The following is a 26,743-nucleotide window of genomic DNA, read 5'->3' on the forward strand; positions in this document are numbered from 1 at the left end:
CAATTAGCTTTATAGGCTTTGGTACTTTCGGTACTGCTGACAGAGCTGCAAGGAAAGCTAGAGTTCCTGGAACTAAGAAAGTAATCGACGTTCCTGCTAGCAAAGCAGTCAAATTCAAAGTTGGCAAAAAACTTAAAGAAGCAGTTGCTGCTGGCGCTGCTAAAAAAGGTAAAAAGAAATAATTTTCTTTTTCGGGGAGCAACTCTCCCCTTTTTCTTTCCTTCTCACAAATTTAAAATTTCAATCTTAACTTAGCCCGAGTGGTGAAACTGGTAGACGCGTCAGACTCAAAATCTGATAAGGGCAACCTTGTGTCGGTTCGAGTCCGACCTCGGGCACCATTATAAACTTAAACATTTTATAAATTTAACCGATATTGTGTGCAACATCTTTAAAAGGATTTTAGATGAATGTTGCACCGCAAAAGTATGATTTTATAAATTTAAATGATTTGCAAGATCTTTCCAAGAGATTTTCAAATCATAGTGATCAAAATACTTTAAAAGTAAATTCAAGTCAGCTTAACGAGCTTTATGAAGCAAATAGAACAGATGCCATCTACATAACTGAAGCTGATATCAAAGAATACAACAAACGTCTAGCAACACAAAAAGCAAAAGAAATTTTAAAAGATTACTCGCAAAATTTAATAGATAGCAACAATAAAATTTACTCAGACGAACCTTCTAATGGCTTTAACAAAAACGCCTACTTTAAAAATATAAATGCCACAGATGATGCCGCCATGCTACCTGTCTTAAAAAGTGGCTACTTAGAAAATACAAAATTTAAAAATTTAAACGACTACGCCTATTCAAACACACTAAAGACAAATTATGGTGAAGTGGAAGTCTTTTTAGACATTTATGGCGATAACGATGAGCTAGGCATTGGAAAGCTAGAAAACAACAGCGCACTTTTTAGCTTTGATAGCAATAATGACGGCACACTAGATCAAAAAGATATGCTCTTTGACAAGCTAAAAGTAAGAGGATACGACAAAGACGGAAATGAAAAAATAGCAAATTTAAGTGACATCACGGACAAGGTTGATCTTAGACAGTTTATCAGCACAAATGTCATAAATCACAACCAAATAACAAGAGAAGAGCTAAATCATAAAGCAATAATCACAAATAGCCCCGATCTTTACGTAGATACAAAAGAGATCGATCACAGGCACTCCTACTACGCCTCAGATCCAAATACCTTGTTTGCTGCCGAAAATAGGTATGAAAAGATAGGCAAAAATGATATAAATAATTTCTTTAAAAAATACGCTCAAAATGACGGCTGGGTCGATCTAAGGCACAATAATATCTTTGGCAAGGATAGCTCTTTTAAAAATTTCGCTTACACAAAAATAGGCTTTGATGATACTGCAAGACTAAGCGAGTTTAATCCTATTGTTGAATCAAGCAAAGAGCACAAAAAAGATGAGAATTTCTCATACACAAAATTTCAAAAAGATAGTTTTATGAAATTTTATAGTGACTACAACGCTGAGCTTGATACGCATGAAAAGACGATAGAAAATCTTAGCGCTAATTTAAAGAAATTTGACGAAAATGCGGGTGCTTACATATCAAAGCTTGAAGATACAAAATCCGCCAAAATGATCGCAATGGAAAATGAATTTAAGCAAGCAACTGGGCTTGATTTTAGCATCTCAAATCTAAAAAAGGTAAAAAAGGCTTTTACTATAAATGAAGCCACAGCTGCCACTGCACTGCGAGATAGCGATAGTGTTATAGCTATGAAACTAAATCAAGATGGCACGATAAGACTAAAATTTGATAGTGGTAGAGAGCTAGACGTAAATGAGCTTTACAATGACACTGGCAAGCTAAATACACCAAGTGAGCTAAAAACTAGCGTAAATTTAGAGGCAAAAAAGATGGATGATGCGCAGCTAAATGGGCTAAATTTCAATGATATTGCCGTCATGCAAAATGGCAAGATCACAAGTCTAAAAGATGCTGGAGCGATAGCTATCATCAACCTATCAAATAAATTTGAAAGTAAATTTTTAATCAGCCTAAATAGTGGCAAAAGTATATCTGCAAGAGAAATTTATAATATCAGCTATCTTGAAAACGATCTAAAAAATAAAGAAAAGATAGATGAGAGGGATAAATTTTACAAAAAGGTTGATACTAGGGTTTAAATTTAAGAGTAAAATCCAAAAAAGTTTATTGTAATTTAATCTTTTGGGGCATATAATCAATTCTTCGTAAATTCCAAACTTAAAAGAGACTGCTATGAATTTCACACCACTTTTTGCAATATTTTTCATAATCGCAACTGGTTTTTTTGCTAAAAAAGTCGGCATTGTTGAGCAAAAGCACTCGATCCCATTTGTGGATTTTGTCCTTTGTTTTGCAATGCCTGCGCTAATCTTTGATAAAATTTACCACGTAAATGTCGATGCCTCGCTTATAAACACGATCCTAATCGGCTTTGCATCAACCGCCATTAGTGCTGCTTTGGCATTTGTTATAGGCAAGGTTTTTAAATTTACCAAAATAACAACCATTAGTATGGTCATGCTAAGCCTTTTTGGCAACACCCTATTTGTCGGTATGCCTGTCATTCAGGGCTTCTTTGGCGATGCGATGGTAAATGAGGTCATCTTTTACGATCAAATAGCCACTGGTATCCCGCTTTCGATCCTTGGACCACTCATCCTATCTTTTGCCGCACCAGAGAAGGTCTCATTGTTTCAAAATACAATGAAAATTTTAAAATTTCCACCATTTATAGCGCTCATTATGGGTCTTATCTTAAAAGAAGTCCCGCTTCCAGATTTTATCTTTGCGCCACTTAGGATGTTTGAAGGTAGCGTCACCCCAGTCGCACTTTTTGCGATCGGCGTTGGTCTTAACTTTAGCAGTATCACAAGCTCATATAAAGGCGTTAGTGTTGTACTTTTGTGCAAGATGATATTGCCAGCTATCGTATTTTTCATCATATTAAAAGTCTCAGGCATCCAGATGAGCAAAACTTGGGTCGTCGGCCTCTTTCAATGTGCGATGCCAACATCAGCCCTTGCAAGTGCGATGGTCATAAAAGCTGGGCTTGATAGCTCACTAGCCATCTCATCAGTTGCCATTGGCGTGCTTTTTTCATTTATCACGCTTCCAGTTATCTATTTTGTATTTGCGTAAATTCACACTTATTTCACACTAAGTGACTACAATTGCAACATAATTTAATTTAAAGGAGACTTTATGAAAAAGTTAATCTTAGTTGCACTTGGTGCTATGTTTATGTTTGGCGGTCTTGCAAATGCTACTGAAATGATGCAAAAGGACAAGATGGGCAAAGATGAGATGATGAAGAAAGAGCAGATGATGAAAGATGATATGTCTAAAAAACATCCTGTCAAAAAACACGAAGCTAAAAAAGAAGACATGGGCATGAAAGACGAAATGAAAAAAGATGACATGGGTATGAAAAAAGACGACATGGGCATGAAAGACGAAATGAAAAAAGATGACATGGGTATGAAAAAAGACGACATGGGCATGAAAGACGAAATGAAAAAAGGCATGTAAAGGCGCTTGATGGTCAGAATTTTGCTTGTTGAAGATGATGAAACATTACTTGATCTAATAAGCGAGTATCTGGGCGAAAATGGTTACGATGTCACCACTACAAACAATGCCAAAGACGCACTAGATCTTGCATACGAGCGAAATTTTGACCTACTTATACTAGACGTCAAACTCCCGCAAGGCGACGGCTTCTCCCTACTTTCATCGCTACGTGAGCTTGGCGTCACAACACCTAGCATATTTACCACCTCGCTAAACACCATAGACGACCTTGAAAAAGGCTACAAAAGCGGCTGCGATGACTATCTAAAAAAGCCATTTGAGCTAAAAGAGCTACTTATCCGCATGCAAGCTCTCATAAAAAGAAATTTCTCACACCAAAACGGCGAAGAGATCAAAATTTTAGATGATCTTTGCTTTCACCCACAGAGCAAAACCCTAAGTAAAAACGGCGAAAATATAAATATCTCGAGCAAAGAGAGCGACCTGCTCGCCCTATTTTTGCAAAACAAGGGCAAAATTTTAACCAAAGATGAAATTTTTAATAAAATTTGGAAATTTGACGAGGAGCCAAGCGAGCTTAGCCTTCGTGTATATATCAAAAATTTACGCCAAATTTTAGGCAAAGATGCCATTTTAAACAAGCGTGGAGACGGCTACATCTATGTCTGAAAAGACGCAAATTTTATTTAAAATTTTATCCCTCTATCTTGTTAGCTCTGTGCTATTTTTGAGCTATTTTTTTATACACGACTACCAAAATAAAAAAGAAGCACTCATCTTAAACGAGGTAAAAAGCCTAAAAGAGATCAAGATGGGCATATATATGAAAGCCAGGATGAATGGCCTAGACTCGGTCTCAAGCCTCACAAACGAAAAGGGCGTACATGCTTGTATCGTGCTGGAGAATGGTGAGAAAATTTATAAAGATTTTGAGTGCAAAAATATCAACAAAGGCAAAAATGTAAATTTGATAGACGGCAAGGTAGCGATCTTTGAAAAGATCCAGTATATGGAGGACAACGCCACAGACGAGCTCGCACGCGCAGACATCTTTCTAGTTGGCAAAAATATCAACGGCGAAATTTTATCCTTGCAAATTTCGACCACACTAAAGGCTGCATTTTTCCTCTTTGCCCTGCTCTTTGTCGCCTTTTACTTAGCAAAACTAAGCCTAAAGCCACTTTATGAAAAGATAGATACGCTAAATCACTTCATAAAAGACTCAACTCACGAGATAAACACGCCTCTAAGCGTCATTTCTATGAGCATAGAAACGGCTGATCTTGAAAACCTAAATGAGCGAAATTTAAAGCGCTTTAATAACATCAGCCTTGCTGCAAAGAGCCTAGGTAGCATCTATGACGCGCTCGTTCATCTAAGCTTTAACCTAGATAAACCAAGCAAAAAAGAGCTAATCGATCTAAATTTACTAACCACACAAAGACTTAGCTACTTCTCGCCATTTTTTGCCAAACGCGGACTTAAGATAGAGGCTAGCCTAAAGCCAAGCTTCATAAACGCAGACCTTGAGGATATGAGCAAAATTTTAGACAACCTCTTAAGCAATGCCTCAAAATATGCAGCGCCAAATTCAAAGGTTAGCATCGTTTTAGAGCCAAATTTCTTTAGTATAAGCAACACTGGACGTGGCATCAGCAAAGAGGATCAGATGAAAATTTTTGATCGCTACACGAGATTTAACGACGATCAAGGCGGCTTTGGCATAGGGCTAAATTTAGTAAAAGAGTGCTGCAAGAAAAATGGCATCACAGTAAAATGCACAAGCGAGCTTGATGGCGAGACTACGTTTTTACTCACTTGGCAGAGTTAAATTTAAAACCACCCTACTCTAAATAATAAAATTTATTAAAAAAGAGAATTTGTGTCCAAAATTTATTTTTGATAAATTTTATTAATATTATAATCCTTTTACAAAATCTTAATCAAGGAGAAAAGTATGAAACTACTTGAAAAATACGGGCTTTTCATAAATGGTGAGTGGCGTGACGCAAAAGACGGCGCTACACTTGATGCCAAAAATCCAGCAAACGGCGAACACCTTGCAAAGATCGCTGATGCTACCGAAGAAGATGTAAATGACGCAGTTCGCGCTGCACGTGAGGCTTTTAATAAATTTAAACACACCACAGTTAGTGAGCGAGCAAGGCTTTTAAACAAGATCGCTGATATCATCGATGAGCACAAAGAGCACCTCGCAAAAGTTGAAAGCATGGACAACGGCAAGCCAATCCGTGAGACGCTAAATGTCGATATCCCTTTTGCAGCCGAGCACTTTAGGTACTTTGCTGGCGTTATCATGGGCGAAGAAGGCAGCGCAAACGTGCTTGACGAGAAGCAACTCTCTATCGTTTTACGCGAGCCAATAGGCGTCGTGGGTCAGATCGTGCCTTGGAATTTTCCATTTCTAATGGCAGCTTGGAAGCTAGCTCCAGTGATCGCAGCAGGCGATGCGAGCGTGTTTAAGCCTTCAAGCGAGACAAGCCTAAGCGTGCTTGAGCTATTTAGGCTTATAGATAAAATTTTGCCAAAAGGTTTGATAAACATAGTAACTGGCAGAGGCAGCAAGAGTGGCGAGTGGATCAAAAACCACCCAGGCCTTGACAAGCTAGCATTTACTGGCTCAACCGAGATCGGCCGTGATATCGCCATAGCTGCAGCTCGCCGTATCATCCCAGCCACACTTGAGCTTGGTGGCAAGAGCGCAAATATCTTCTTTAGCGACGCAAATTTAGACAAGGCGCTTGACGGTCTCCAGCTTGGAATTTTGTTTAACCAAGGTCAAGTTTGCTGCGCGGGATCGAGAATTTTCGTAGAAGAGAGCTTTTATGAGAAATTTATAGAGGCTGCGGTTAAGAAATTTAGCACTATAAAAGTTGGCGATCCACTTGATCTTAGCACTCAAATGGGCTCTCAGATCAATAAAAAACAAGCTGAGCAAATCTTAAACTACGTCGAGATCGGCAAAAAAGAAGGTGCAAAAGTGGCAGTCGGCGGCAAAGCCTACACTGCAAATGGTTGCGACAAGGGCGCATTTGTCGAACCAACGCTGCTAGTTGATGTGACAAACGATATGAGAGTGGCTCAAGAAGAGATCTTTGGACCAGTTGGCGTTGTCATCAAATTTAAAGATGAAGCCGAACTTATCAAAATGGTAAATGACAGCGAATACGGCCTTGGTGGCGGAATTTTTACGCAAGACATCACAAAAGCACTACGTGTGGCAAGGTCTATGGAGACTGGCAGGGTTTGGATCAACACTTACAACCAAATCCCAGCAGGAAGCCCATTTGGCGGATATAAAAACTCAGGTATCGGCCGTGAGACGCACAAGATCATACTTGAGCACTACACTCAGATGAAAAACATCATGATAGATCTAACAGGCAAGGTTAGCGGCTTTTACGCACAATGATTTTAGGGGGTTTTGCCCCCCTACTGCTTTAAATTTCATAAATAAAATTTCCTTCTAAATTTATCAGCAATTAACAATCTTTATTTTTAAGTTTAATAGACTAAAATTTGGCGCAAAGGAGAAAATTTGAGCGAGCAAATTTACATTATCGGCGACGTTCACGGCTGTTTTAACACACTTTTAGAGCTTATCAAGCAGTTTCCAAACAAAGAGAGATCAAAAATTTGCTTTGTTGGCGACGTGGTAGATCGGGGGCTTTTTAGCTGCGACGTGGTCGAGCTTATCATACAAAATGACTACGACATGGTCATGGGAAATCACGAGCGAAGGCTACTAAACAATAAATTTGAGTTTTTAAACAACAAAGTGCCATTTGACAGGAGCTGGTTCTTTGGAAACGGCGGCGAAGCGACATATAGATCATATCTTGGACAAAGCACGGAGTTTAAGCAAAGGCATGTGGATTTTTTAGAAAGCAGGCCAGTTTATCTGGAATTTAAAGATTATAAAACCCAAAATGGCGAGCATCTGGTAGTCTCTCACTCAGCCGTTGGCAATATGTGGGAGCTAAGAAATGATAAATATGCTAGCGAAGAGTTTAGAAGGCACCTGCTCTCAGGCAGAGGCGATGAGCTGCAAGTTAGTGGCATATTTAACGTCTATGGACACACGCCAGTTCGCGAGCCACAAATTTACAAAAATAGCGCAGATATCGACACAGGCTGTGTTTTTAATGAAGTTGGTTTTGATAAACTAAGCGCGTTAGAGTTTCCATCGATGAAAATTTATACGCAAAGAAATGTAGAAAATTTTAATAAAAAGGATAAATATGTGGTTTTCTAAAAAGAGTTCTAGCTTTGCTAGCAGAGTTGATAAATTTTGGAGCGAATTTGGTAAAAATTTAGACGTCATCAAGCGTAATTTAGAGGATAAAAACTACGAAACAGCGAGCAAAATGACTGAAGAGGCACTAAATTTATGTTTAGTCGATCCAACCTTTATGATAGGTCTTGTTAATGACAAGATCGACCTTGTACTCACTCCAGAAGGGATGAAATATAGGCTTTTTTGGCTTAAATTTATCAAATCACGCATGCCAAAAGAGTATGAAGCAAAGCTTACTTGCACGCTTGGCAAACCACGTGCACCGCGCGACGTAGCCACTATACAGATGTATGGCGTGAGTGTTGATGCAAACGAGGTTATGGTCTATGCAAATTTTGAAGAAAAAAGCGTGGATATGTGCCTATATAACGAAACTTTAAGAAAGCTAAAAAGCGAAGATGAAAATAAGGCCTACACGCTAGCTTTCATACTTTGCGACAACGTTGTTGGCGAGACAGCGATGATAAACACGCTTGGAGACTTCGAGATCGTAGATGAGCCAAGAGAAAAAGGCGTCGCGCTTACCGACTTTGCCGATCTTATAGATGATAAATTTGGCAAAGAGGCATCAAGCGAACCGCTAAAGCAGTTTAGCTTTTATGAGCTTGAACCCCGCTCAGATGCGCTAAGAGATGATGTATTTATAGGCTATACGAGCCTAACCTCGCTACTAAATGAGTACTATGACGGCAAAAGCGATATCTATAATGAAGCTTACGAGCTTGGCATAAATTTCTGCTTTTTAGTATTGTATCACGGCGGCGATGTGCAGTTTGGTGTTGATAGCAAAAACAAGATAGAAGATGAGCTTGAAACTAGTACTTTTTGCGAGAGCATGGGCGCAGCTACTGGTACTAAGCACTCTTATGTTGATCTTATATGCTTTGACAAAGACGAGCTTGAAAAGGCTGTTAGTAAATTTAGTAAAGAGCTTGACATAAAGATAGAAATTTGCGAATTTAAACGCTAAATACATAAAATTTCACGTAAAATATTGCATATTCTGCTAGCTGGTAAATTTACAAATAGCCAGCTGGCAATAAATTTATCCTTTAAATTTAGAGCTGTTTGAGAGATAGGCGCAAAATTTAAGCCCATATAAAAAGATGATCCACGAGATGTAGATCCAGACAAAGAAGAAAAGCACGGCTGAAAATGAGCCATAGACGCTTAAATAGGTCTTGTTGTAAAGGACGTAATAGACAAAGGCTGACTTGCCAAGATACCAAACGAGCGAGGCAGCAAACGAGCTAAAAAACGCGCTTTTAAATTTTATCTCGTCATTTACTGAGATGAGATAGGTGACGCAAAATATCACCCAAATGATGAGATATGGCACTATGCTTAAGAAATTTATCCAGCTTGTAAATTTAGTCGAGTTTAGCATCTCTTGCACAAGGCTTGAGAGGTAAAAACTGCCAGCAAGTCCGAGTGGCGCAAGCGTGATGAGCGTCCAGTACGAGCTAAGTGCCGACCAAAATCCCCTAGCCTTGCTAGCTCTTGTCACTTTTAAGACTACGTATTCATAATCGCTAAAAAACATAGCCGAAGTAAATATCATCGCCACAAAGCCAACTATGCCTAAATTTCCGCTATTTTGGAGGAAATTTTGCAAGTAGTTTGAGATGATCTCTTGGTTACTTGGCAGAAGAGCCGAGAAGACAAAGTCTTGAATTTTGGCGTAATAATCCTCAAAGCTAGGCAGTTTTGTAAAGATAGAAAACGATATAAGAAGTATCGGTATGATCGATAAAATCGTGTGAAAACTAAGGCTTGCTGCGTAGTGAAAGAGCTCTTTGTCCTTAAGAGCAGCTAGCAAATTTAAACCACTCTTTAAATCGCTCTTGCTTAAGGACAAACGGCTCATTTATCAGTTGTCTTCTTCAAAAAGTTTTTCGTAGTGAGCGTCGTAGTTGTTGATGTGCTCGCTATTTAGCTTCCAAAATACAGTGTCTATGTCGCTAACTCTTGTATAAAATGGTAGTTGATAGTACTCAACCTCGCCAGTTTTAAACTCTTTTAGCACCTTAAAGCTTTGGCAATCAGCAAAAACGCTTCTTCCATCCATCGCGACAAAGATAAGTCCAGCTGCACTTTGAGCACACATCTTTCTAAAGTCATCTCTGCTTGGATTTGGCTTGTATTCGTAGCTTAAGTATGCTCCAACAAGGTCTGGATGGATAAATATCATATTAGGAAATGCGCCCAAAACCTCTTCATAAATTTCTTTATTTGGCACGACGATTAGCGAGCGGTTATAAAGGTAGTTTAGCACGACTATATCGCCACTTGCAGGTGCGATGCCAGGGAGTGGGAGAGCCTTTTGCTCGAGCAGGTCAAACACCTCAAATCTAACCTTCGCAAAGCCGGCATTTTTTGAGACAACGCTCACTCTTGCGATGATAGAGCTATCTACGTCAAATTTATGAAGCACAACGCCGCTTGATCCGATCAAAATTTCAGGACTATCAACTATCGTTGCTGTGCCGTCACTCTCGACGCTAATAAGAGGAGTTCTATACTCATTTAAAGAAAAATCAGCCCCAAAAGCAAAGCCAAAAAACAACGATAAAATCACGATTATACGTTTCAAAAATATCTCCTAAGTTTAAATTTTTAGAGCGATTATAGCCTAAAATGCTTTATCTTTTGCAAAATTAAAGCAAGTTTTAGTTAAAATCCCTCCCAGCTTTTTAAAAGGATATCGATGCCTCGTATTTTTGTGATTTTTGCAATATTATGTATAAATTTATATGCCATAAAACCAACTGTTGATGAGCTTAGTTGGCCAAATGGCAGCAGCTTTTTAAATTTTCTTGAAACAAATAAAATCCCACTTTCACTTTATTACAACCTAGCAAGCGAAGATCAAGAGCTAACAGAAGAGATCATCGCTGGCACAAAATATCAAATTTACAAAGACGATAACGGCGAGGTTAAACAAGCTCTCATCCCCGTTAGTGACGAGCTTCAGATACATATTTATAGAGATGACAAGGGTAAATTTCAGCTTGAGTTTATCCCGATCTTATACCAAAGCGAAGATAAAGTTTTAGCCCTAAAAGTCGATAAATCAGTCTCTGAAGATATCTTTGACTACACTGGCTCTGGCACGCTAGCACTTGGTTTTAAAGAGGTTTTTAGCGGCAGCGGGATCGATTTTAAAAAGATAAACAAAGGCGATACGATCGCTATTGTCTATAACCAAAAACTACGCATGGGACGCTCTTTTGGCACACCTGAAATTTACGCAGCGATGATAGAGACTAAAAACAAACGCTACGTGATGTATAAATTTGAAGATAAATTTTATGATAAAAACGGCAAGAAAAATGACAAATTTTTGCTCGTTCGCCCTCTTGCAAACGCTAGGATCACATCAAATTTCACTCTAAAAAGATGGCATCCGATCCTTCAAAGATATAGAGCGCACCTTGGGGTTGATTATGGTGCTCCAAAAGGCACACCGATCAAGGCTGCAGGCGATGGCACGGTCAAATTTGTCGGACAAAAAAGCGGTTATGGCAGAACCGTCATCATCTCTCACGCTGGCGGCTACGAGACGCTTTACGCGCACCTAAACGGCTTTGCAAAGGGCATAAGAAGCGGTCTTAAAGTAAAACAAGGCACGCTAATAGCATATGTTGGCACAAGCGGCATGAGCACTGGCCCTCACCTACACTTTGGCCTCTATCTAGGCGGCAAACCGATCAATCCAGAAAGCGCCATCAAGGTCGTAAAAAATATAGAAGATAAAAAAGAGTCGGCTAAATTTAAAGCAGTCATAAATAGAAATGACGAGCTGATAAGACAGGCTCTAAGCAACGACAAAGAGTATCACAAGGTGGAATTTTTCCCTAACGTAATAGACTTTTAAAGGTAAATTTTGAATCAAGAACTAGATGAAGCAAAAGAGCTGATAGATCAGCATTTAGATGAAAATTTAGAAGACGGCGAGCTCTCTGCATACGAGCTTGCCCAGCACCTAAAAACACTTAAAAAGCATGACGAGGAGCTTTTTGCCAAGTATCTTGAAAAGCTAGATCCTGAAATTTTGGGTGACGTGGCGATAGAGTTACCTGATCACATGCTAAAAGACGTGATCGATACGCTCCCAGCTGAAAAGATCGTAGAAGCGCTCGAAGAGTTAGAGAGTGACGATGCTACCGACCTACTCCAATACATCGAGGATATCGATGAGGACAAGGCTAGAGAGCTTTTTAACGAGCTAGATAAAGAAAATCAAAATGAAATTTTAAGACTTAGAAGCTACGATGAAGATAGAGCTGGTGCGCACATGCAAACAGAGCTATTTTCAGCTCATCTTGAAGAGAAGCTTGGCAGCGCAGTTGCAAGACTAAGACAAGAGAAGCAAGAAGGAAAACTAGAAAATGTCTCACAGCTTTTCATCATCGATAAAAATAGTGTCTTGCAATACGCCATCCCGCTTGAAGATCTCATCCTCTTTGACTTCACAAAAACGCTAAAACAAAATATCGAATCAACCCAGATCGACCACTACAAGCCTCACATGGCAAACGATATGGATCTCATGCAAGATGTCGCTGATATGTTTCAAGAATACGATCTAAACGTTATCGCAGTTACAAGTAGCACTGGAATACTGCTTGGTCGTATCACATATGATGATATCCACGACTACATCCAAGAGAGCGCAACAGAGCAAATTTATAACCTAGCTGGTGTTGATGACGAGTCAGAAGAGGACGATACACTATTTAAAGCGGGTCGTGGCCGTGCGGTTTGGCTTGGCATAAATTTGCTAACAGCCCTTTTTAGCTCATCTATCATCGGACTTTTTGACGAGACGATCGCAGCTTACGTCGCACTTGCCGTGCTTATGCCAATAGTCGCCTCAATGGGTGGCAACACTGGCACGCAAGCACTTGCCGTTACGGTTCGTCGTTTAGCACTTGGCGAGATAGAATTTAAAGATGCAAAGAGCGTTTTAAAGCGCGAGGTGACGATCTCGCTCGTAAATGGCCTCATCTTTGGCGCTATCATGGGCGTGATCGCCGCTGTTTGGTTTGATAAAGGCATGCTTGGCGTGGTTATTGGCCTTAGTATGGTTACAAATTTATTCTTTGCTGGCTTTTTTGGTACGATCATACCTTTGACTCTAAGGCGTTTTAACATCGATCCTGCTGTTGGCTCGGCGGTCATTCTTACTACATTTACTGATGCGATAGGATTTTTTAGCTTTTTAGGACTTGCAAAATGGATACTACTATAACAAATTTAGAAATTTTACCTCTTGGTGAGTCAAAATACCTAAAGCCATTTAAAATGAAATTTAAACAAAATGGCTTGCAAAGGGACTGGGACTGCGTCAAGGTGATGAATAGTGTTAGTATATTTTTATATCACGAGCAAAAAGATGCATTTTTATTTGTCAAGCAGTTTCGCCCAGCCGTTTGGTACTCGCAAGAAAAAGAAGGCATCAAAACAAACGAGCAAGGCTTTACTTATGAGCTTTGCGCAGGGCTTATGGATAAGGGGCTAAGCGAAGAACAAACCGCTAGAGAAGAGGCAGTCGAAGAGGTCGGATACGAGCTAAAAGAGATGGAGCGCATCACGATGACGTATGGCGCTTTTGGCTTTGGCGGCAACATGCAAACGATGTTTTACGCAAAAATCAATGAGAGCATGAAGATAAATGCAGGCGGTGGCATAGACGGCGAAGATATCGAGCTAGTTTTTATAAAACGAGAAGATATGATGAAATTTGCCTTTGACGAGAGCAAGGTCAAGGGCTTTGGGCTCATCTTTGCCTACTTGTGGTGGGAGAAATTTAAAGGCTAAAAAGAGACCTTTTTGATAAGTGCAAAGACAACAACCGCCACAATAAAAATGCCAACTAAAATAATATAATCCGACATAAAAAACCTTTACGTTTAAAATTTGCACTATTGTAACTAAATTTTTAACAAAATAAGAACTTTATAACCGCACATATCATAAAATAATCAAAAATCATAAGGAGAAAATGATGAGCGAAAACGAAACTCTTTTTATCAACCGTGAATTAAGCTGGCTACGCTTCAACTCAAGGGTGCTCGCTCAGTGTGAAAAGGATATACCTTTACTTGAAAAGCTAAAATTTATAGCCATTTATATGACAAATCTTGATGAATTTTATATGATAAGAGTGGCCGGTCTAAAGCAGCTTTTTGCAGCTGGAGTGACGACAAGTAGCAGCGACGGCATGAGCCCGCTTGATCAGCTAAGAGAGATCAGAAAATATCTTCAAGATGAGCAAAATTTAGTTGAAGCTCACTACAAAAGCACCGTTGATGCGCTTAGCAAAGAGGGTCTTTTTATCAAAAACTACGACGAGCTTGATGATAGCTTAAAGCAAAAATGCGACGAATACTTTTTCTCAAACATCCTGCCAGTAATCGTGCCTATCGCTGTTGATGCGACACATCCATTTCCGCACCTAAACAACCTTAGCTTCTCGCTTGCCGTTAAGCTTGCTGACATCGAGCATCCTGAAATTTTAAAATACGGCATGATAAGGATTTCAAGAGTTTTGCCAAGATTTACCCAGCCAAGCAGTAACGTCTTTGTGCCAATAGAGACTATCGTTCACCGCCACGCAGAAGAAATTTTCCCAGGATATAAGCTCATTAGCTCAGCTGCCTTTAGAGTGACAAGAAACGCTGATATCGTCATCGAAGAAGAAGAGGCAGATGATTTTATGATGATACTTGAGCAAGGGCTAAAGCTTCGTAGAAAAGGGGCTTTTGTGCGTATGCAGATAGACAAAGACGCTGACGCTGATATCTTAGAGTTTTTAAATTTTCATATGAAAATTTTTCACAAAGATATCTACTTTTCAAGCATCCCGCTCACACTTAGCTCTCTTTGGGAGATAGCTGGGAGTAAAAATTTTAGCCACCTAGCAAACCCGCCCTACGCCCCAAAGACACTACCTCCATTTGGCAACGGCGTCTCGATTTTTGATGCTATAGACAAAGAGGACGTGCTGCTAGTTCATCCATTTGAGAGCTTTGATCCAGTCGTTAGCTTTATAAGAGAAGCGAGCAAAGACCCAAAAGTGATCTCGATACGCATGACACTTTACAGGGTCGATAAAAACTCGCCGATCATTCAAAGTCTAATAGACGCTGCAAGCGACGGTAAGCAAGTAACCGTGATGGTCGAGCTAAAAGCAAGGTTTGATGAAGAGAACAACTTGCACTGGGCAAAGGCGCTTGAAGATGCTGGCGCACACGTGATATATGGCATCACAGGCTTTAAAGTCCATGCAAAAGTTAGCCAAGTGATCCGCCAGATCGGCGATAAACTCAAATTTTACATGCACTTTGGCACTGGCAACTACAACGGCAGCTCAGCTAAAATTTACACTGACGTGAGTCTATTTACGAGCAAAGAGGAATTTAGCCAAGATACGACCTCGTTTTTTCACATCCTCTCAGGATATAACAAAAACCGCCGTCTAAACGCCCTTAGCATGTCGCCCTTTCAGATAAAAGAGCGCATCATAGAAAAGATAAGAGTGGAGACTAGCAAAGGTAGTGAGGGCAGGATCATCGCCAAGATGAACGCGCTAATAGACGAAGACGTGATAAATGAGCTTAGCCGCGCCTCAAACGCAGACGTGAAGATCGACTTAATCGTTAGGGGTGTGTGCGGACTAAGGCCTGGCGTAAAAGGCAAAAGCGAAAACATAAGAGTTCGCTCGATCATCGGTAAATACTTGGAGCATGCTAGAATTTTATATTTCAAACACGCTAATCCAAAAATTTACATCTCAAGCGCTGACTGGATGCCACGAAATTTAGAGCGCCGCTTGGAGCTTATGACACCTATCTTTGAACCAAGACTGCAAGAGAGACTGCTTGAAATTTTAGAGCTTCAGCTAAGCGATAACGACTTAGCATTTGAGCTACAAAGTAACGGCGAATATGTAAAAGTAGCTAGACGCGAGGGCGAAAAAGTGATCTCCTGCCACGAAGTTTTAGAAAACTACATCTCTAAAATTTACAAATCCGTCAAAAAAGACACCGACAAAGCAAAAGCAGATATGCTTGCAAGCAAGCTTTTAAAAGAGAGCTAAAAGATAAATGGCTTTTAAATTTAAGTTTAGAAGCCATTTTTACCTTAAATCACAAATCTTAAATTCAAATTTTTAAAATTTCATATACTTTAAATTTACATTATAAACCTCTATAATGCTAACTTTTATCGCATAATAATTTTTATATATAAATTACTCATAAATTTTCATAATTAATTATCAAATTTTATATTTTAAATATTACATAAGCATAGGCGTTATAATATTTAAACAAATTCCAAATCAAAGGAGACTTTATGAAAGAGAATAGTGACACCAAAAAACTCATCATCGGTACGATCACACTTGCAATTGCGATCGTTTTCTTTGGAGGTTTTTTACAAAACACCTATGGTGGCATCTTTGACTTTAGCAAGCTAGCAGGTCAATTTCCAGAATGGTTTAAAACAGGAAGCGGCACTAGCGCAAAAGGCGGCTTTTTATTTGCCCTTAGCCTTGCTCCAGCCGTCATGCTCGCGCTTGGTTTTGTCGCTATTTTTGAGAAATACCATGCACTATACGCAGCTTCAAGACTGCTAACACCTGTTTTAAAGCCACTTATTGGCATACCAGGATGTTGCTCTATCTCTTTGATAGCAAGCACACAAAGCACCGACGCAGGCAGCTCTACGGCTAAATTTTTGCGCCAAGATGGCCTCATCTCGCACAAAGAGCTTCTCATCTTTGCAGCGTTCCAGTTTAGCGCTGGTGCGATGATCACAAATTTCTTATCTTCATTTGCACCTGTTTTACTAGTGACTGACAAAGCTGGCAACACAGCCCCAGCCACCATAGCCATGGTGCTCGGCATAGTCTTTGTCTTTAAAATTTTAGGAGCAAATTTGATGAGACTTTATGTCAAAAAATTTGTCAAAGATGATGAGGAGTAAGAGATGACTGAAAATAAACTAATAACCGACGTATTTGTAGAGGGCGCTAGAAAAGGCTGGGACATCGCTGTAAAAAACACCATCCCAAACGTGCTTATGGCCTTTGTCATCATCCACATCCTAAAAGTATCTGGCGCGCTTAGCGTGATAGGCAAATTTCTAGGATTTATCATGCTTCCACTTGGTCTTCCAGGTGAATCGATAGCCGTTTTCATGGCTGCATTTTTGAGCTGGGGCGGCTCGGCAGGTGTGCTAGTCGCACTTGTTGGAGATGGCACGCTAAACGCAAACGACATCGCCGTCTTGCTTCCTGGCATGGCGCTAGTTGGCTCGACTGTGCAGTATATGGGACGAGTTTTAGGCGTGCTTGAAGTACCAGGCAGACACTATCTCGTACTTTTTGGAATTTGCATCCTAAATGCCTATTTAGCGATGTTTGTGATGAGCTTGCTCGTATAAGGATCAAAGATGAAAGATAGCGAAATAGACAAATATTTAGCTGACTTAAAAGAGCTAACCGACATCGAAAGCCCAACTTCGAGCATCAACGGCGTAAATGAAGTTGCAGCTTGGTTTAAAAAAAGAGCTGAAATTTTAGGCTTAAAAAGTAGAAGCATAGAGCTTGGCACCGACAAGGTCGCACCCTGCCTTTTCATCTCAAATGACCTTGAGGCAAAAAGCTACGACTTTTTATTCATCGGTCACATGGACACGGTCTTTCCTGTGGGGACAAAAAAAGATGTGCCATTTAAAAAGATAAATGAGCGCATAAATGCACTTGGCGCAATCGACGATAAAGGCGGCAGTCTGCTCTCGCTCTACGTCATCAAAGAGCTTGATCTTAGCAAGCTAAAGATCGGCCTATTTTTAAACTCACACGAAGAGACTGGCTCAAATTTCGCCAAAGACGCCATAAGAGAGCTAGCCAAAAAGTCCCGCTATGCCCTAGTCGTCGAGCCTGCAAGAGAAGATGGCTCGATGGTGGCTACTAGAAAGGGCGTGGTCTCTTATGTGCTAAATTTCCGTGGCGTGAGCGCGCACGCTGGCAACCACCCAGAGCGCGGACGCTCAGCTGTCGTGGAGGCTGCAAATTTCATCGTTGAGCTCTCAAAACTCACTGATTTTAAGGCAGGCCATACATTTAATAGCATAATGACAAAAGGTGGCGACGCCCAAAACGTCGTGCCAGACTTTGCTAGCGTGACATTTGAGATGAGATATCGCCACGCTAGCTCGGTAGAGTTTTTACATAAGAAAATGGACGAAATTTTATCTCACCAACTCGTGCCAGACGTTACTTGCGAGCGCATACTCATAAACGAAGAAGCTCCAATGATAGACGAGGTAAATTTACCAAATATCAAAAAGGTCTTTGACGAGGCTGCGAAGGCCACTGACACAAAAGTCACTTGGGTAGATGCTGGCGGACTAAGTGATGGCAATATCGGCGCATCGGCAGGATGCCCTACGGTAGATGGCCTTGGTCCAACTGGTGGCAACATGCACACAAAAAACGAGTATCTAGAGATAAACTCGGTTGTTAAAAAGTGCAACCTCATAGTTGAAGCGATCAAAAAACTTTCGTAGTTTAGGCAAGCTATATGCTTGCCTAAACTCTTAAATTTATAACGACACAGTAGCCAAAACCTATCCAAATATCTCAAATTTACGAAAAAGCTCTGGCTCATCTTTTACCACGCCTCGCTTCACAAGATCAGCCACCACCTCGCGCTCGCAGTCAGTTTGCATAGGCCAGCCACGAGCATAGCCCTCTAGCTCGTCCTTACTCGTCGCATCCACGCAAAAATGCTCGCCCTCGATGTAAATATCACGCAAGGCGTCGATGTTATTTGTCACGCGCCAAAGCAGCATATATGGGTTTTCTAGATAGTTTTGCATATCCACAACAACCAGTAGCTTGAAAAATTCTTTAAAGATTAAAAGCTTGGCAAAAAGCTCTTTTATAGGGCGATCTTTCTCAAATTTCACCACACAAATAGGCGTTTTACTCTCTTTTTTAAACTGCCTAAGCTCCTTAACATTTGGCGCAATGCTTTGAAATTTAGCCAAAAGTTCATCGTCGCTTAAGACCGTAAATTTAACCCATAGCTTTAACAAAAAAATTTATTCAATTTAACACAAGCTCTAAATTTGTTACAAAAGCAAAATAGCCTAACAAACTACGTTATCGGTAACGACGGCTTGGCTATGCACATACAAAAACTAGCATTCACGAGGAATTTATCCACAATGGCAACGTTGTTTTAGGGATTTTGTAAAGATCAGCGCTCGCAGGGCGATAGACTGCGGCGTTTTTGAAAGCACGATGATTGCAAACTACACAAGAACATAAGGTCTCGTTTAAAAGCCCTCAACTAAATCAAATTTCTAAATTTCCACTTAAGTGGCTTAAATTTAAACCAGCCCTACTCCAAAGCTTTTAAAACTGGCTCTGGTTTTAGCTTTACGCTTGGGGCATTTTTGCTAAAGCTTATGAGATCCTCTGTTGTTTGTATGCTAAATGGCAGGCGAGTTAAGCAGACTTTAAAGATTTCGGCCGCTGCTACCGCGTCATTTAGGGCTCTATGGTGGGTGTTGTTTATGCCAAGGAGCTCTTTTAGCGAGCCAAGGCCGTATTTTTGCGAGGCGATGGTGCGGCGACTAAGATCGATGGTGCAGAGTTTTCTATTTAGCAGTATGCCAAGACCGATCTCATTTAGACTATGCGAGATAAATCCGTAGTCAAAATTTACGTTGTGCGCGATAAAGACGCTAGTTCCAAGAAAAATTTTAAACCGCTCAAGTACGTTTAGCAAATTTGGCGCACCGACTAGATCGCTCGCTCTTATGCCAGTTAGCTCGGTGATATTTTCAGGCACCATAGAAGCTGCTATAAAGCTTTCAAAGCGCCCTATTTCGGTGCCATTTTTCATTTTTATAGCGCCTATTTCTATGATCTGACCATTTGTCGTGCCACCAGTCGTTTCGATATCTACGACGCAAAATTCCTGCTCGCTAATATCTCTAAATCTCGTGCCAAGCTCGATCTCATTATCTTCGTTTCTAGTGATGTCAAGCCCAAGAGTTCGCCACATATCAAGGTCACGCACGTCGATGAGCGATGAAATTTCCTCAATATCGCTAAATTTTAAAATAAACTCGTGATAGCCTAAATTTTGCCTAGCTAAAATTTCAATGCTATTTTCTAAACGCTGTTTTTTTGGCTTCAAAACTCAAGCTTTATGGCGCGAATGGCTTGTTCGTATGAATTTGATGAGAAGATGTAGCTGCCAGCCACCAAGACATCAGCTCCAGCCTCTTCAAGATCAGGCGCATTTAGTCCATTTACGCCGCCATCTACTTCGATGAGACACTTTGCGTTTTTGCGCTCTATTAGCTCCCTTAATGCCCTTGTTTTCTCAAGCACGACTGGCATAAATTTCTGACCACCAAAGCCAGGATTTACGCTCATTAATAGCACCATATCAACTTCATCGATGATATGCTCGATCGCGCTAACTGGCGTGTGTGGATTTAGCACGATACCAGGGCCAACGCCGTTTTTTCTGATGTGGTCTATTAGTCTCATCGGATGCTTCTCTTCTTCGATGTGAAAGGTTAGAAATTTTGGTTTTAGTGGCAAAAAAAGATCAGCAAAAAATGAGTTATTTTCAACCATCAAATGAATATCGAGCGGCTTTGTAGCAGCCTTCGCAACGGCACTTACCACGACTGGTCCGATGGTTAAATTTGGTACAAAATGCCCATCCATAACATCAACATGCACCAGATCGCACCCAGCCTCGCAAATGGCTCTTATCTCAGCTGCCAAATTTCCGAAATCAGCCGACAAAATACTAGGTGCAACGTACATTTTAAATCCTTATTTGCTTATAAAAATCACGCCAGTTTGGCTCTCTTTTGCATTTAACGTGGCAAAAATTCCACTGCTTGCTCTGTCAAAAAACATCTCATTTTCGTAAAATTTAAAGTTGCTAAGTTTTACCTTTAAATTTCTCTCGATGAAAATGTCTAAAATTTTGCTTGCAATGATACTAAAAATTTGAGAAAATCCGCTTAAACAGCCGCACTCCAGATCACCATTATCTGAAAAAATGGAGCAAATTTTGCTAAGCTTGTCCTTTTTAACACCAAGCAAAATTCTCATCTGTACGTCGCCATAAAAGAGCACGCAAGCCCGCAGATAGTCATTTTCACCCTCTACGTTAAAGTTGCTAATCTTTTTATCAAGGCATAAAATTTCACTCTCTATCAAAGGTGAGAGTACGTCTGTGACACTTGAGATCACAAGTGGCAAAAACTCAACTAAGCTTTTATTCATCTTTGTAGGCTCAATGTCGATAAGGCGCTTTTTAAAATAGAGCGTCGAGTCATCTTTGAAAAAATCATCCATCTTTTTATATAAAAGTATCTTTGCCGCTTTTAAATTTGAGGCAAGTGTCTCTGAGATGTTGCCCTCATTTAAGCCGCTAATCGCCAATATACCGCCACTTTTTTGGCTCAGCTCAGATAGCTTTATCAAAAAACTAGCACCTATGGTATTTAAAGCACCAACCGAATCAGACCAAAAAACAAAGAATTTAAAGCCTATCTTTTGTAATCTTTCGTGAAATTTATAGTCAAAATTCTGCACAAAAGAGCTATCCATGAGCCCTACTGTCTTGTAAATAACGACGTCGCCTCTTACAAAAGTGCTAAACTCTTTTTTGCCTAAAACGATGTGATTTAGGGTGCTGATGGTGTATTTGTAAGCTTGCTTGGCGGCATTAAATTCTTCCACGCTTTTTACAAATTTACACTTGTAGCACTTTTGCTCCAAAAGCGAGTTGATGTAGTCTTTATACTGCTCATTTTTGTTATAAATCACGATGGCTTCGCTACTATCTGCTAGCGTATCGTTTAAAAATAGCGTCGCAACTTTTTCATTTTCAAAGAGTGAAAATCTCAAAATATTTTTTGAAGTCTTTGCCACAAGCTCGTAAAAAGTATCGTCATAGTCGCAAACTGCAAACTCAGCGCCTATCTGCTTAGCTATGCCTGAGAGATGCTCGCACGTGCTATTTAGCCAAAGCGGGCTAAAAAAGGTGACATTTTTTAATGAAAGCAAAATAGCACTTATCTGCCTTGCGCAAATTTGCTCTACATCGGCCTTTTTGATACTTGAAGGAGTGATATTAACCTCCAAAAATCCAAATGGCCTAACAATGGCCAAAGAGCCCTCAAAAGTTACTTTCATTTTCTAAGAGCCTTTTTTAAATTTATAACCATATCAGCCGAAGCATGGACGCTGACATCGGTGATCCTATCAATGCCAAAGTCAAAAAATTTAGCAGTGCTAGCCTCATAAGAGAGCAAAATTTTAAAGTATTTTAAAACTATAACCTCTTCTCTAGTGAGCCTATCACTCTCCCATCCTGCAAGCTTTAAAAGCACTCCAAATAGCGAAATGTCAAACCTTCGCTGCAAGATCCTATCAAAGCTCATATCAGAAAAACCAACGATATGTTTAAGCGAGTGCGGATACTTTAAAAAGATCAGCTCGCAAAATATAAGAAGAATGAGCGCGTAGGCAGCTAGAAATAAATTTTTTTGATTTTTTAGTCCAAGGTAGTTTAGAAGTTTGCTCCAGTCAGATAGAAATTTGGCATTAAACTCCATCATCGAGTATAAATTTACACCAAAATTTTTATATCTTTTTGGAGATTTGATAAAAACAAAATACGAGCAAATTATCATTTTTAAGTTGTCTATGCCTAGCGGATAAGCCATCGCATAGATATCTCTAGTGTGGTTTTGAACGCCAAAATCGCCTAAATTTACTATCGTTGCAAAGTACGCTTTAAAAGTCTCACTCCCCCTAAAAAGCTCCATAGCAGTAGTGATGTCGCCCTCATCTAAGTGCTTTTGGCACTCATAAAAAATATCGGGCATTGTATAGATAAAATTTGAAATGTCACCTATTTGATTTTTAGTTAGCATTTTTGTTTTACCGATTTTGTATTTTGGGGCTATTTTAGCCTTAATTAAATAAAAAATCAACAAAACTTATAAATATAAATGTTCATTTTAAGCAATACTTTGGTTTTGTTTAGATAAAATCAGCAGAAATTTTTGTTTATAAGGAAAAAAAATGTCAAAAAGATGTGCGATAACTGGCAAAGGACCAATGGTAGGCAACAACGTGAGCCACGCCAACAATAAAACTAAAAGAAGATTTTTACCAAATCTTAGAACTATCCGTGTTACTCTAGAAGATGGCACAACAAGAAGAATAAAAGTTGCTGCTTCTACTCTAAGAACTATGAAAAAGCAGTCAAACTAAGAGATAAAATGAAGAGGAATTTATGTCTTTTCTCTCAAGACTTTTAAAATTCCTCAACTGGTCAAACTCCGCAAAACCAGAAATAAGCCTAGATACTGAGCTTTACGAACAACTAAAACCTTTTAGATTTCCACTAATTTCAGTGGTACTACTGTTACTTTTTGGAACACTTGGTTATATCTTTATAGATAACTTCTCTCTCATAGATGCCTTTTACCAAGCAGGTATGACCTTCACGACGGTCGGTTTTACCGAAGTTGCGCCCATTACTCCAAAGGGGCGAATTTTTACTATAACATTTATCCTTGTTGGCTTCATCATTTTCACGCTATCAATCGGTATCGTTGTAGAAGTTCTAAAAAGAGGCACATTAATTAGCATTTTAAAGGAAAGGCGTATGCTTTACAAGATCGCAAGACTAAAAAATCACTTCGTTATTTGTTATCACAACCTCTACACGATCGAGCTTAGCGCTCAGTTTCGTGAAAATCACATACCATTTGTAGTGGTTGATGACAGAGAAGATATCGCAGAATTAGCTCAAATTTACAAGTATCCATACTTCATAAAAGCTCAGCCTCATACTCAAATCGCCTTTTTAAAAACGCATCTTTCAAGCGCAAAAGGACTAATCACTCTTAGCCCAAATATCGCTGATAATATCGCACTTATCGCTTCTGTTAGACTTTATGAAAAAGAGATAGGACGCAAAAAACCTTACCACATCATCACAAACTCAGATAGCGAAGATGATACGCAAAGACTAAAAAAACTTGGTGCTGATAGCGTAGTAAGCCCATCTCGCCTAGTCGCACAGCGTCTAAGCGCCATGAGCGTAAGACCTGATATGGAAAATTTACTCGAGCAATTTCTATACACAAAAAGCTCGCCTATCGACATAGAAGAAATTCTTGTGCCTGATTACTCTTGGATCAGGTTTAAAAGACTAAAAGAGACGCACCTAAGAAATATCACAAATGCTGACGTGGTAGGCATTAGAGACATAAATAACAAATTTATCCCTATGCCAAATGGCGATACTCTAATCGGCACTGGCACAAAGCTTTTGGTCATCGGCACAGTTGATGGCATACGCCTAACCAAACGCCTAGTAAAGAGCAAACACAAGCCAGAAGAACTAAAATACGTTTAGTTCTTGCATTTGATTTGTGGCATAAATTTGACTCAACCACTATATGTTATAGATCTAAATTTAGATAGCCAAACATTTACAAAGCCTTGTTAGAATTTATAAATTTTTTACAGGAGCTACGTATGTTACACGAATACACTGATCTCATAAATGAGTTGAAAAAAATAGATGTTCATTTTGCCGCACTTTGCAAAAAGCATGACGAGCTAAATGAAAAAATAGACAGCAAAGCTGCACAAGCCTCTGAGCTTGATGCCTTGAAAAAAGAAAAATTAAAACTAAAAGATGAAATTTACGCTCAAGTTTTAAAATACAAAGAGCAAAAATAAGTAAAATTCAAACTAATAGTGGAGCCAAATTTCGCTTAGCTTGCATTATTTTGAGCTTTTACTAGACTACAAATTTAAAAAGCCCAAATTTCTTTGGGCTTACAAATTTTATATAGCTTTTATCATCACTTTTGTTAGAAGTTCTGAAAATTTAGCTGGATTTTCTAGGCTCATGCCCTCATTTAGCCTTGCCATATCAAGAAGCAAAGGCGCTATGTCATAAATCATCGCCTCATTTTTCTCAAGTTTTGCAAAAATTTCATGATCAGCATTTATCTCCAAGATCGGCTTAACTTTTGGAGCATTTGCGCCTTGTCCCATCTGTTTTAGCATCTCTTGCATAGCGTAATCAGGGTCGTTTTTATCATATATTAGCACTGCAGCCGAGCTTGAGAGCCTTGAGCTTAGCCTAACATCTTTTACCTCGTCTTTTAAGATCTCTTTCATCTTAACAAGTGTGTTTGCAACCTTGCTCTCATCAACCTTTTCATCACTTTTGATCTCGTCGTTTATATCAGCGTGTGAGACTGATTTTAGAGGTGTTTTATCAAATTCATTGACCATTGGCATGACGATCGTATCGATCTCTTCATCCATTATTAACACTTCGATGTCGTTTTTCTTAAAGCTCTCAAGAAGCGGCGAATTTCTTAGCATATTTTCGTTGTTGCCGCTGATATAGTAGATCGATTTTTGATCCTCCTTCATCGCCTCTTTGTACTCTTTTAGGCTGATAAGTCCGTCTCTTTTTGAACTTTTAAATAGGCAAAGATCCAAAATTTGCTCTTTTTCAGCGTTAAAACCGTAAAGTCCCTCTTTTAAAACCTTGCCAAATAGTTTGTAAAATTTTATGTATTTTTCGCGGTCATTATCTTTTACTTTTGCAAGTTCGCTTAAAATTTTCTTCACGCTTTGCTCTTTGACGTTTCTCATGATCGCATTTTCTTGTAAAATTTCGCGGCTAACGTTTAGCGGCAGATCCTCAACGTCGATCACACCTTTGATAAATCTTAAATACGGCGGCAAAAGCTCTTTTGCATCGTCAGTTATAAAAACCCTCTTTACATAAAGCTTCACGCCACTTTGATAATCAACCCTAAAGAGATCAAACGGCTCAGTGCTTGGCACATAAAATAGCGTCGAGTACTCGATCTTGCCCTCGGCCTTTGTGTGGATATAAAGTAGCGGGTCGCTGCTGTCGTGTGAAATTTGCTTATAAAAGTCGTTGTAGTCTTGCTCTTTGAGGCTTGATTTGCTTAGTCTCCAAAGCGCATTTGCCTTGTTTATCTGCTCGTTTTTGCTCTCGTATGTGCCTTCTTTTTCGCCTTCTTTTGGTGCGACATAGCTCTCTTTATCCATAAATATAGGATAAGGGATGTGGTTTGAGTACTTTTTGACTATCTCTTCTATGCGCCAAGAATTTGCAAACTCATCGTCATTTAAATGCAGGATTATATCCGTGCCAAAGCCATCTTTGCTAGCCTCTTCGATCTCGTAGCTTTTTGCGTCAGATATCCATTTATAGGCTTTGTCACTTAGTGCTCGTTTGCTTATGACTTCGATCTTGCTTGCCACCATAAATGCTGAGTAAAAGCCCACGCCAAACTGGCCAATGAGCGAGCTATCTTTCTTTGCATCGCCGCTTAAGCTTTGCATAAAGCCCTTTGTGCCACTTCTTGCAATGGTGCCTAAATTTGCGATGAGCTCGTCTTTATCCATGCCGATACCGTTGTCGCTGATGGTTAAAATTTTGGCTTTTTCATCGACCTTTATGTCGATCCTTGGAGTGTAGCTTAAGCTTTTATACTTTTCATCAGTCAAGCATAGGTAGTTTAGCTTGTCAAGTGCGTCGTTCGAGTTTGATATGAGCTCTCTTAAAAATATCTCTTTGTTTGAGTAAAGAGAGTGGATCATCAAATTTAAAAGGTCATTGACCTCAGTTTGAAATTCAAATTTATCTGCCATTTTCTTTTCCTTTTTTAAAATTTTTGGCAGATTATAACACAAAGTGATAAAAATACTCTTAACATTGATAGTAATGCTATC

The 26,743-nt window shown here is 39.6% G+C and carries 27 protein-coding genes and 1 tRNA gene; 20 read left to right on the forward strand and 8 right to left on the reverse strand.

What is annotated here, in order from left to right:
* From CYP77_RS00930 to CYP77_RS00975, 10 genes are all read left to right on the forward strand, one after another.
* The coding region (locus CYP77_RS00930) for an HU family DNA-binding protein (RefSeq protein ID WP_181001938.1) at positions 1 to 182 on the forward strand (182 nt) is incomplete at its 5' end.
* Between the two features lie 72 nt (positions 183 to 254).
* Positions 255 to 341: transfer RNA gene (locus tag CYP77_RS00935), tRNA-Leu, on the forward strand.
* Between the two features lie 65 nt (positions 342 to 406).
* Positions 407 to 2,167, forward strand: a complete 1,761-nt coding sequence (locus CYP77_RS00940) for a response regulator (protein WP_103567497.1) — start codon at positions 407 to 409, stop codon at positions 2,165 to 2,167.
* Positions 2,168 to 2,261: 94 nt separating this feature from the next.
* Positions 2,262 to 3,167 carry an AEC family transporter gene (locus CYP77_RS00945; RefSeq protein WP_103567496.1) on the forward strand — a complete coding sequence of 302 codons (906 nt, stop codon included), beginning with the start codon at positions 2,262 to 2,264 and terminating at the stop codon, positions 3,165 to 3,167.
* 63 nt (positions 3,168 to 3,230) lie between these two features.
* Positions 3,231 to 3,557 (forward strand): hypothetical protein, encoded by a 327-nt coding sequence (locus tag CYP77_RS00950; RefSeq protein ID WP_021085558.1) that lies wholly within the window; start codon positions 3,231 to 3,233, stop codon positions 3,555 to 3,557.
* A 9-nt stretch (positions 3,558 to 3,566) separates the two neighbouring features.
* Complete coding sequence (locus CYP77_RS00955; RefSeq protein ID WP_103567495.1) at positions 3,567 to 4,229, forward strand: response regulator transcription factor; 663 nt, start codon at positions 3,567 to 3,569, stop codon at positions 4,227 to 4,229.
* The gene (locus tag CYP77_RS00960) at positions 4,222 to 5,391 is read left to right on the forward strand and encodes a sensor histidine kinase (protein WP_103567494.1); all 1,170 of its coding nucleotides are present in this window, start codon (positions 4,222 to 4,224) and stop codon (positions 5,389 to 5,391) included. Before CYP77_RS00955 ends, CYP77_RS00960 begins: the two co-directional genes overlap by 8 nt.
* Positions 5,392 to 5,517: 126 nt before the next feature.
* Entirely contained in the window at positions 5,518 to 6,993 is a 1,476-nt protein-coding gene (locus CYP77_RS00965; protein WP_103567493.1) for an aldehyde dehydrogenase family protein, read from the forward strand.
* 126 nt (positions 6,994 to 7,119) lie between these two features.
* Entirely contained in the window at positions 7,120 to 7,836 is a 717-nt protein-coding gene (locus CYP77_RS00970; RefSeq protein WP_103567492.1) for a metallophosphoesterase, read from the forward strand.
* Complete coding sequence (locus CYP77_RS00975) at positions 7,823 to 8,848, forward strand: hypothetical protein (protein ID WP_103567491.1); 1,026 nt, start codon at positions 7,823 to 7,825, stop codon at positions 8,846 to 8,848. The genes CYP77_RS00970 and CYP77_RS00975 overlap by 14 nt, the downstream gene beginning before the upstream one ends.
* Positions 8,849 to 8,923: 75 nt before the next feature.
* Here CYP77_RS00975 and CYP77_RS00980 read toward each other — a convergent pair whose 3' ends face one another.
* A complete protein-coding gene (locus CYP77_RS00980) occupies positions 8,924 to 9,745 on the reverse strand; it encodes a YihY family inner membrane protein (RefSeq protein WP_002942744.1) in 822 nt (273 codons plus the stop codon).
* Positions 9,746 to 9,748: 3 nt separating this feature from the next.
* Positions 9,749 to 10,471 (reverse strand): plasminogen-binding N-terminal domain-containing protein, encoded by a 723-nt coding sequence (locus CYP77_RS00985; RefSeq protein ID WP_103567490.1) that lies wholly within the window; start codon positions 10,469 to 10,471, stop codon positions 9,749 to 9,751.
* A gap of 114 nt (positions 10,472 to 10,585) precedes the next feature.
* Here CYP77_RS00985 and CYP77_RS00990 point away from each other — a divergent pair, with 114 nt between their 5' ends.
* The 7 genes from CYP77_RS00990 (at position 10,586) to CYP77_RS01020 (ending at position 18,459) form a co-directional block, all read left to right on the forward strand.
* Positions 10,586 to 11,755, forward strand: coding sequence for a peptidoglycan DD-metalloendopeptidase family protein (locus CYP77_RS00990; RefSeq protein ID WP_087581705.1), 1,170 nt, complete (start codon positions 10,586 to 10,588; stop codon positions 11,753 to 11,755).
* A 9-nt stretch (positions 11,756 to 11,764) separates the two neighbouring features.
* Positions 11,765 to 13,132 (forward strand): magnesium transporter, encoded by a 1,368-nt coding sequence (gene mgtE / locus CYP77_RS00995; RefSeq protein ID WP_103558111.1) that lies wholly within the window; start codon positions 11,765 to 11,767, stop codon positions 13,130 to 13,132.
* A complete protein-coding gene (locus tag CYP77_RS01000) occupies positions 13,117 to 13,701 on the forward strand; it encodes an NUDIX domain-containing protein (protein ID WP_103567489.1) in 585 nt (194 codons plus the stop codon). The genes mgtE and CYP77_RS01000 overlap by 16 nt, the downstream gene beginning before the upstream one ends.
* Positions 13,702 to 13,864: 163 nt before the next feature.
* The gene (locus CYP77_RS01005; RefSeq protein WP_258032407.1) at positions 13,865 to 15,982 is read left to right on the forward strand and encodes an RNA degradosome polyphosphate kinase; all 2,118 of its coding nucleotides are present in this window, start codon (positions 13,865 to 13,867) and stop codon (positions 15,980 to 15,982) included.
* Positions 15,983 to 16,239: 257 nt separating this feature from the next.
* Positions 16,240 to 16,872 carry a nucleoside recognition domain-containing protein gene (locus CYP77_RS01010; RefSeq protein ID WP_103567487.1) on the forward strand — a complete coding sequence of 211 codons (633 nt, stop codon included), beginning with the start codon at positions 16,240 to 16,242 and terminating at the stop codon, positions 16,870 to 16,872.
* 3 nt (positions 16,873 to 16,875) lie between these two features.
* Positions 16,876 to 17,331 (forward strand): YjiG family protein, encoded by a 456-nt coding sequence (locus CYP77_RS01015; protein ID WP_002942766.1) that lies wholly within the window; start codon positions 16,876 to 16,878, stop codon positions 17,329 to 17,331.
* A gap of 9 nt (positions 17,332 to 17,340) precedes the next feature.
* Entirely contained in the window at positions 17,341 to 18,459 is a 1,119-nt protein-coding gene (locus tag CYP77_RS01020; protein ID WP_103567486.1) for a M20/M25/M40 family metallo-hydrolase, read from the forward strand.
* A 60-nt stretch (positions 18,460 to 18,519) separates the two neighbouring features.
* Here CYP77_RS01020 and CYP77_RS01025 read toward each other — a convergent pair whose 3' ends face one another.
* The 5 genes from CYP77_RS01025 to CYP77_RS01045 form a co-directional block, all read right to left on the reverse strand.
* The gene (locus CYP77_RS01025; RefSeq protein WP_258032403.1) at positions 18,520 to 18,990 is read right to left on the reverse strand and encodes a UbiD family decarboxylase domain-containing protein; all 471 of its coding nucleotides are present in this window, start codon (positions 18,988 to 18,990) and stop codon (positions 18,520 to 18,522) included.
* A gap of 308 nt (positions 18,991 to 19,298) precedes the next feature.
* Entirely contained in the window at positions 19,299 to 20,102 is an 804-nt protein-coding gene (locus tag CYP77_RS01030) for a 3'-5' exonuclease (protein ID WP_103567485.1), read from the reverse strand.
* Complete coding sequence (gene rpe, locus CYP77_RS01035; protein ID WP_103567484.1) at positions 20,099 to 20,746, reverse strand: ribulose-phosphate 3-epimerase; 648 nt, start codon at positions 20,744 to 20,746, stop codon at positions 20,099 to 20,101. The genes CYP77_RS01030 and rpe overlap by 4 nt, the downstream gene beginning before the upstream one ends.
* Positions 20,747 to 20,755: 9 nt before the next feature.
* Positions 20,756 to 22,129 carry a prephenate dehydrogenase gene (locus CYP77_RS01040; RefSeq protein ID WP_103567483.1) on the reverse strand — a complete coding sequence of 458 codons (1,374 nt, stop codon included), beginning with the start codon at positions 22,127 to 22,129 and terminating at the stop codon, positions 20,756 to 20,758.
* Entirely contained in the window at positions 22,126 to 22,824 is a 699-nt protein-coding gene (locus CYP77_RS01045) for a hypothetical protein (protein ID WP_141090580.1), read from the reverse strand. The genes CYP77_RS01040 and CYP77_RS01045 overlap by 4 nt, the downstream gene beginning before the upstream one ends.
* A 199-nt stretch (positions 22,825 to 23,023) precedes the next feature.
* On the opposite strand from CYP77_RS01045, the gene rpmB reads away from it, so the two are divergent.
* The 3 genes from rpmB (at position 23,024) to CYP77_RS01060 (ending at position 24,697) form a co-directional block, all read left to right on the forward strand.
* Complete coding sequence (rpmB, locus tag CYP77_RS01050) at positions 23,024 to 23,215, forward strand: 50S ribosomal protein L28 (protein ID WP_002942221.1); 192 nt, start codon at positions 23,024 to 23,026, stop codon at positions 23,213 to 23,215.
* Positions 23,216 to 23,237: 22 nt separating this feature from the next.
* A complete protein-coding gene (locus CYP77_RS01055) occupies positions 23,238 to 24,368 on the forward strand; it encodes a potassium channel family protein (RefSeq protein WP_103567481.1) in 1,131 nt (376 codons plus the stop codon).
* 122 nt (positions 24,369 to 24,490) lie between these two features.
* A complete protein-coding gene (locus tag CYP77_RS01060; RefSeq protein ID WP_103567480.1) occupies positions 24,491 to 24,697 on the forward strand; it encodes a DUF465 domain-containing protein in 207 nt (68 codons plus the stop codon).
* A 108-nt stretch (positions 24,698 to 24,805) separates the two neighbouring features.
* Here the strand turns inward: CYP77_RS01060 and htpG are convergent, their stop codons facing one another.
* Positions 24,806 to 26,662 carry a molecular chaperone HtpG gene (htpG, locus tag CYP77_RS01065; protein ID WP_103567479.1) on the reverse strand — a complete coding sequence of 619 codons (1,857 nt, stop codon included), beginning with the start codon at positions 26,660 to 26,662 and terminating at the stop codon, positions 24,806 to 24,808.
* Positions 26,663 to 26,743: the final 81 nt, after the last annotated feature.

Source organism: Campylobacter concisus (assembly GCF_002913865.1).
In the GTDB taxonomy this organism is placed as follows: Bacteria; Campylobacterota; Campylobacteria; order Campylobacterales; family Campylobacteraceae; genus Campylobacter_A; species Campylobacter_A concisus_AM.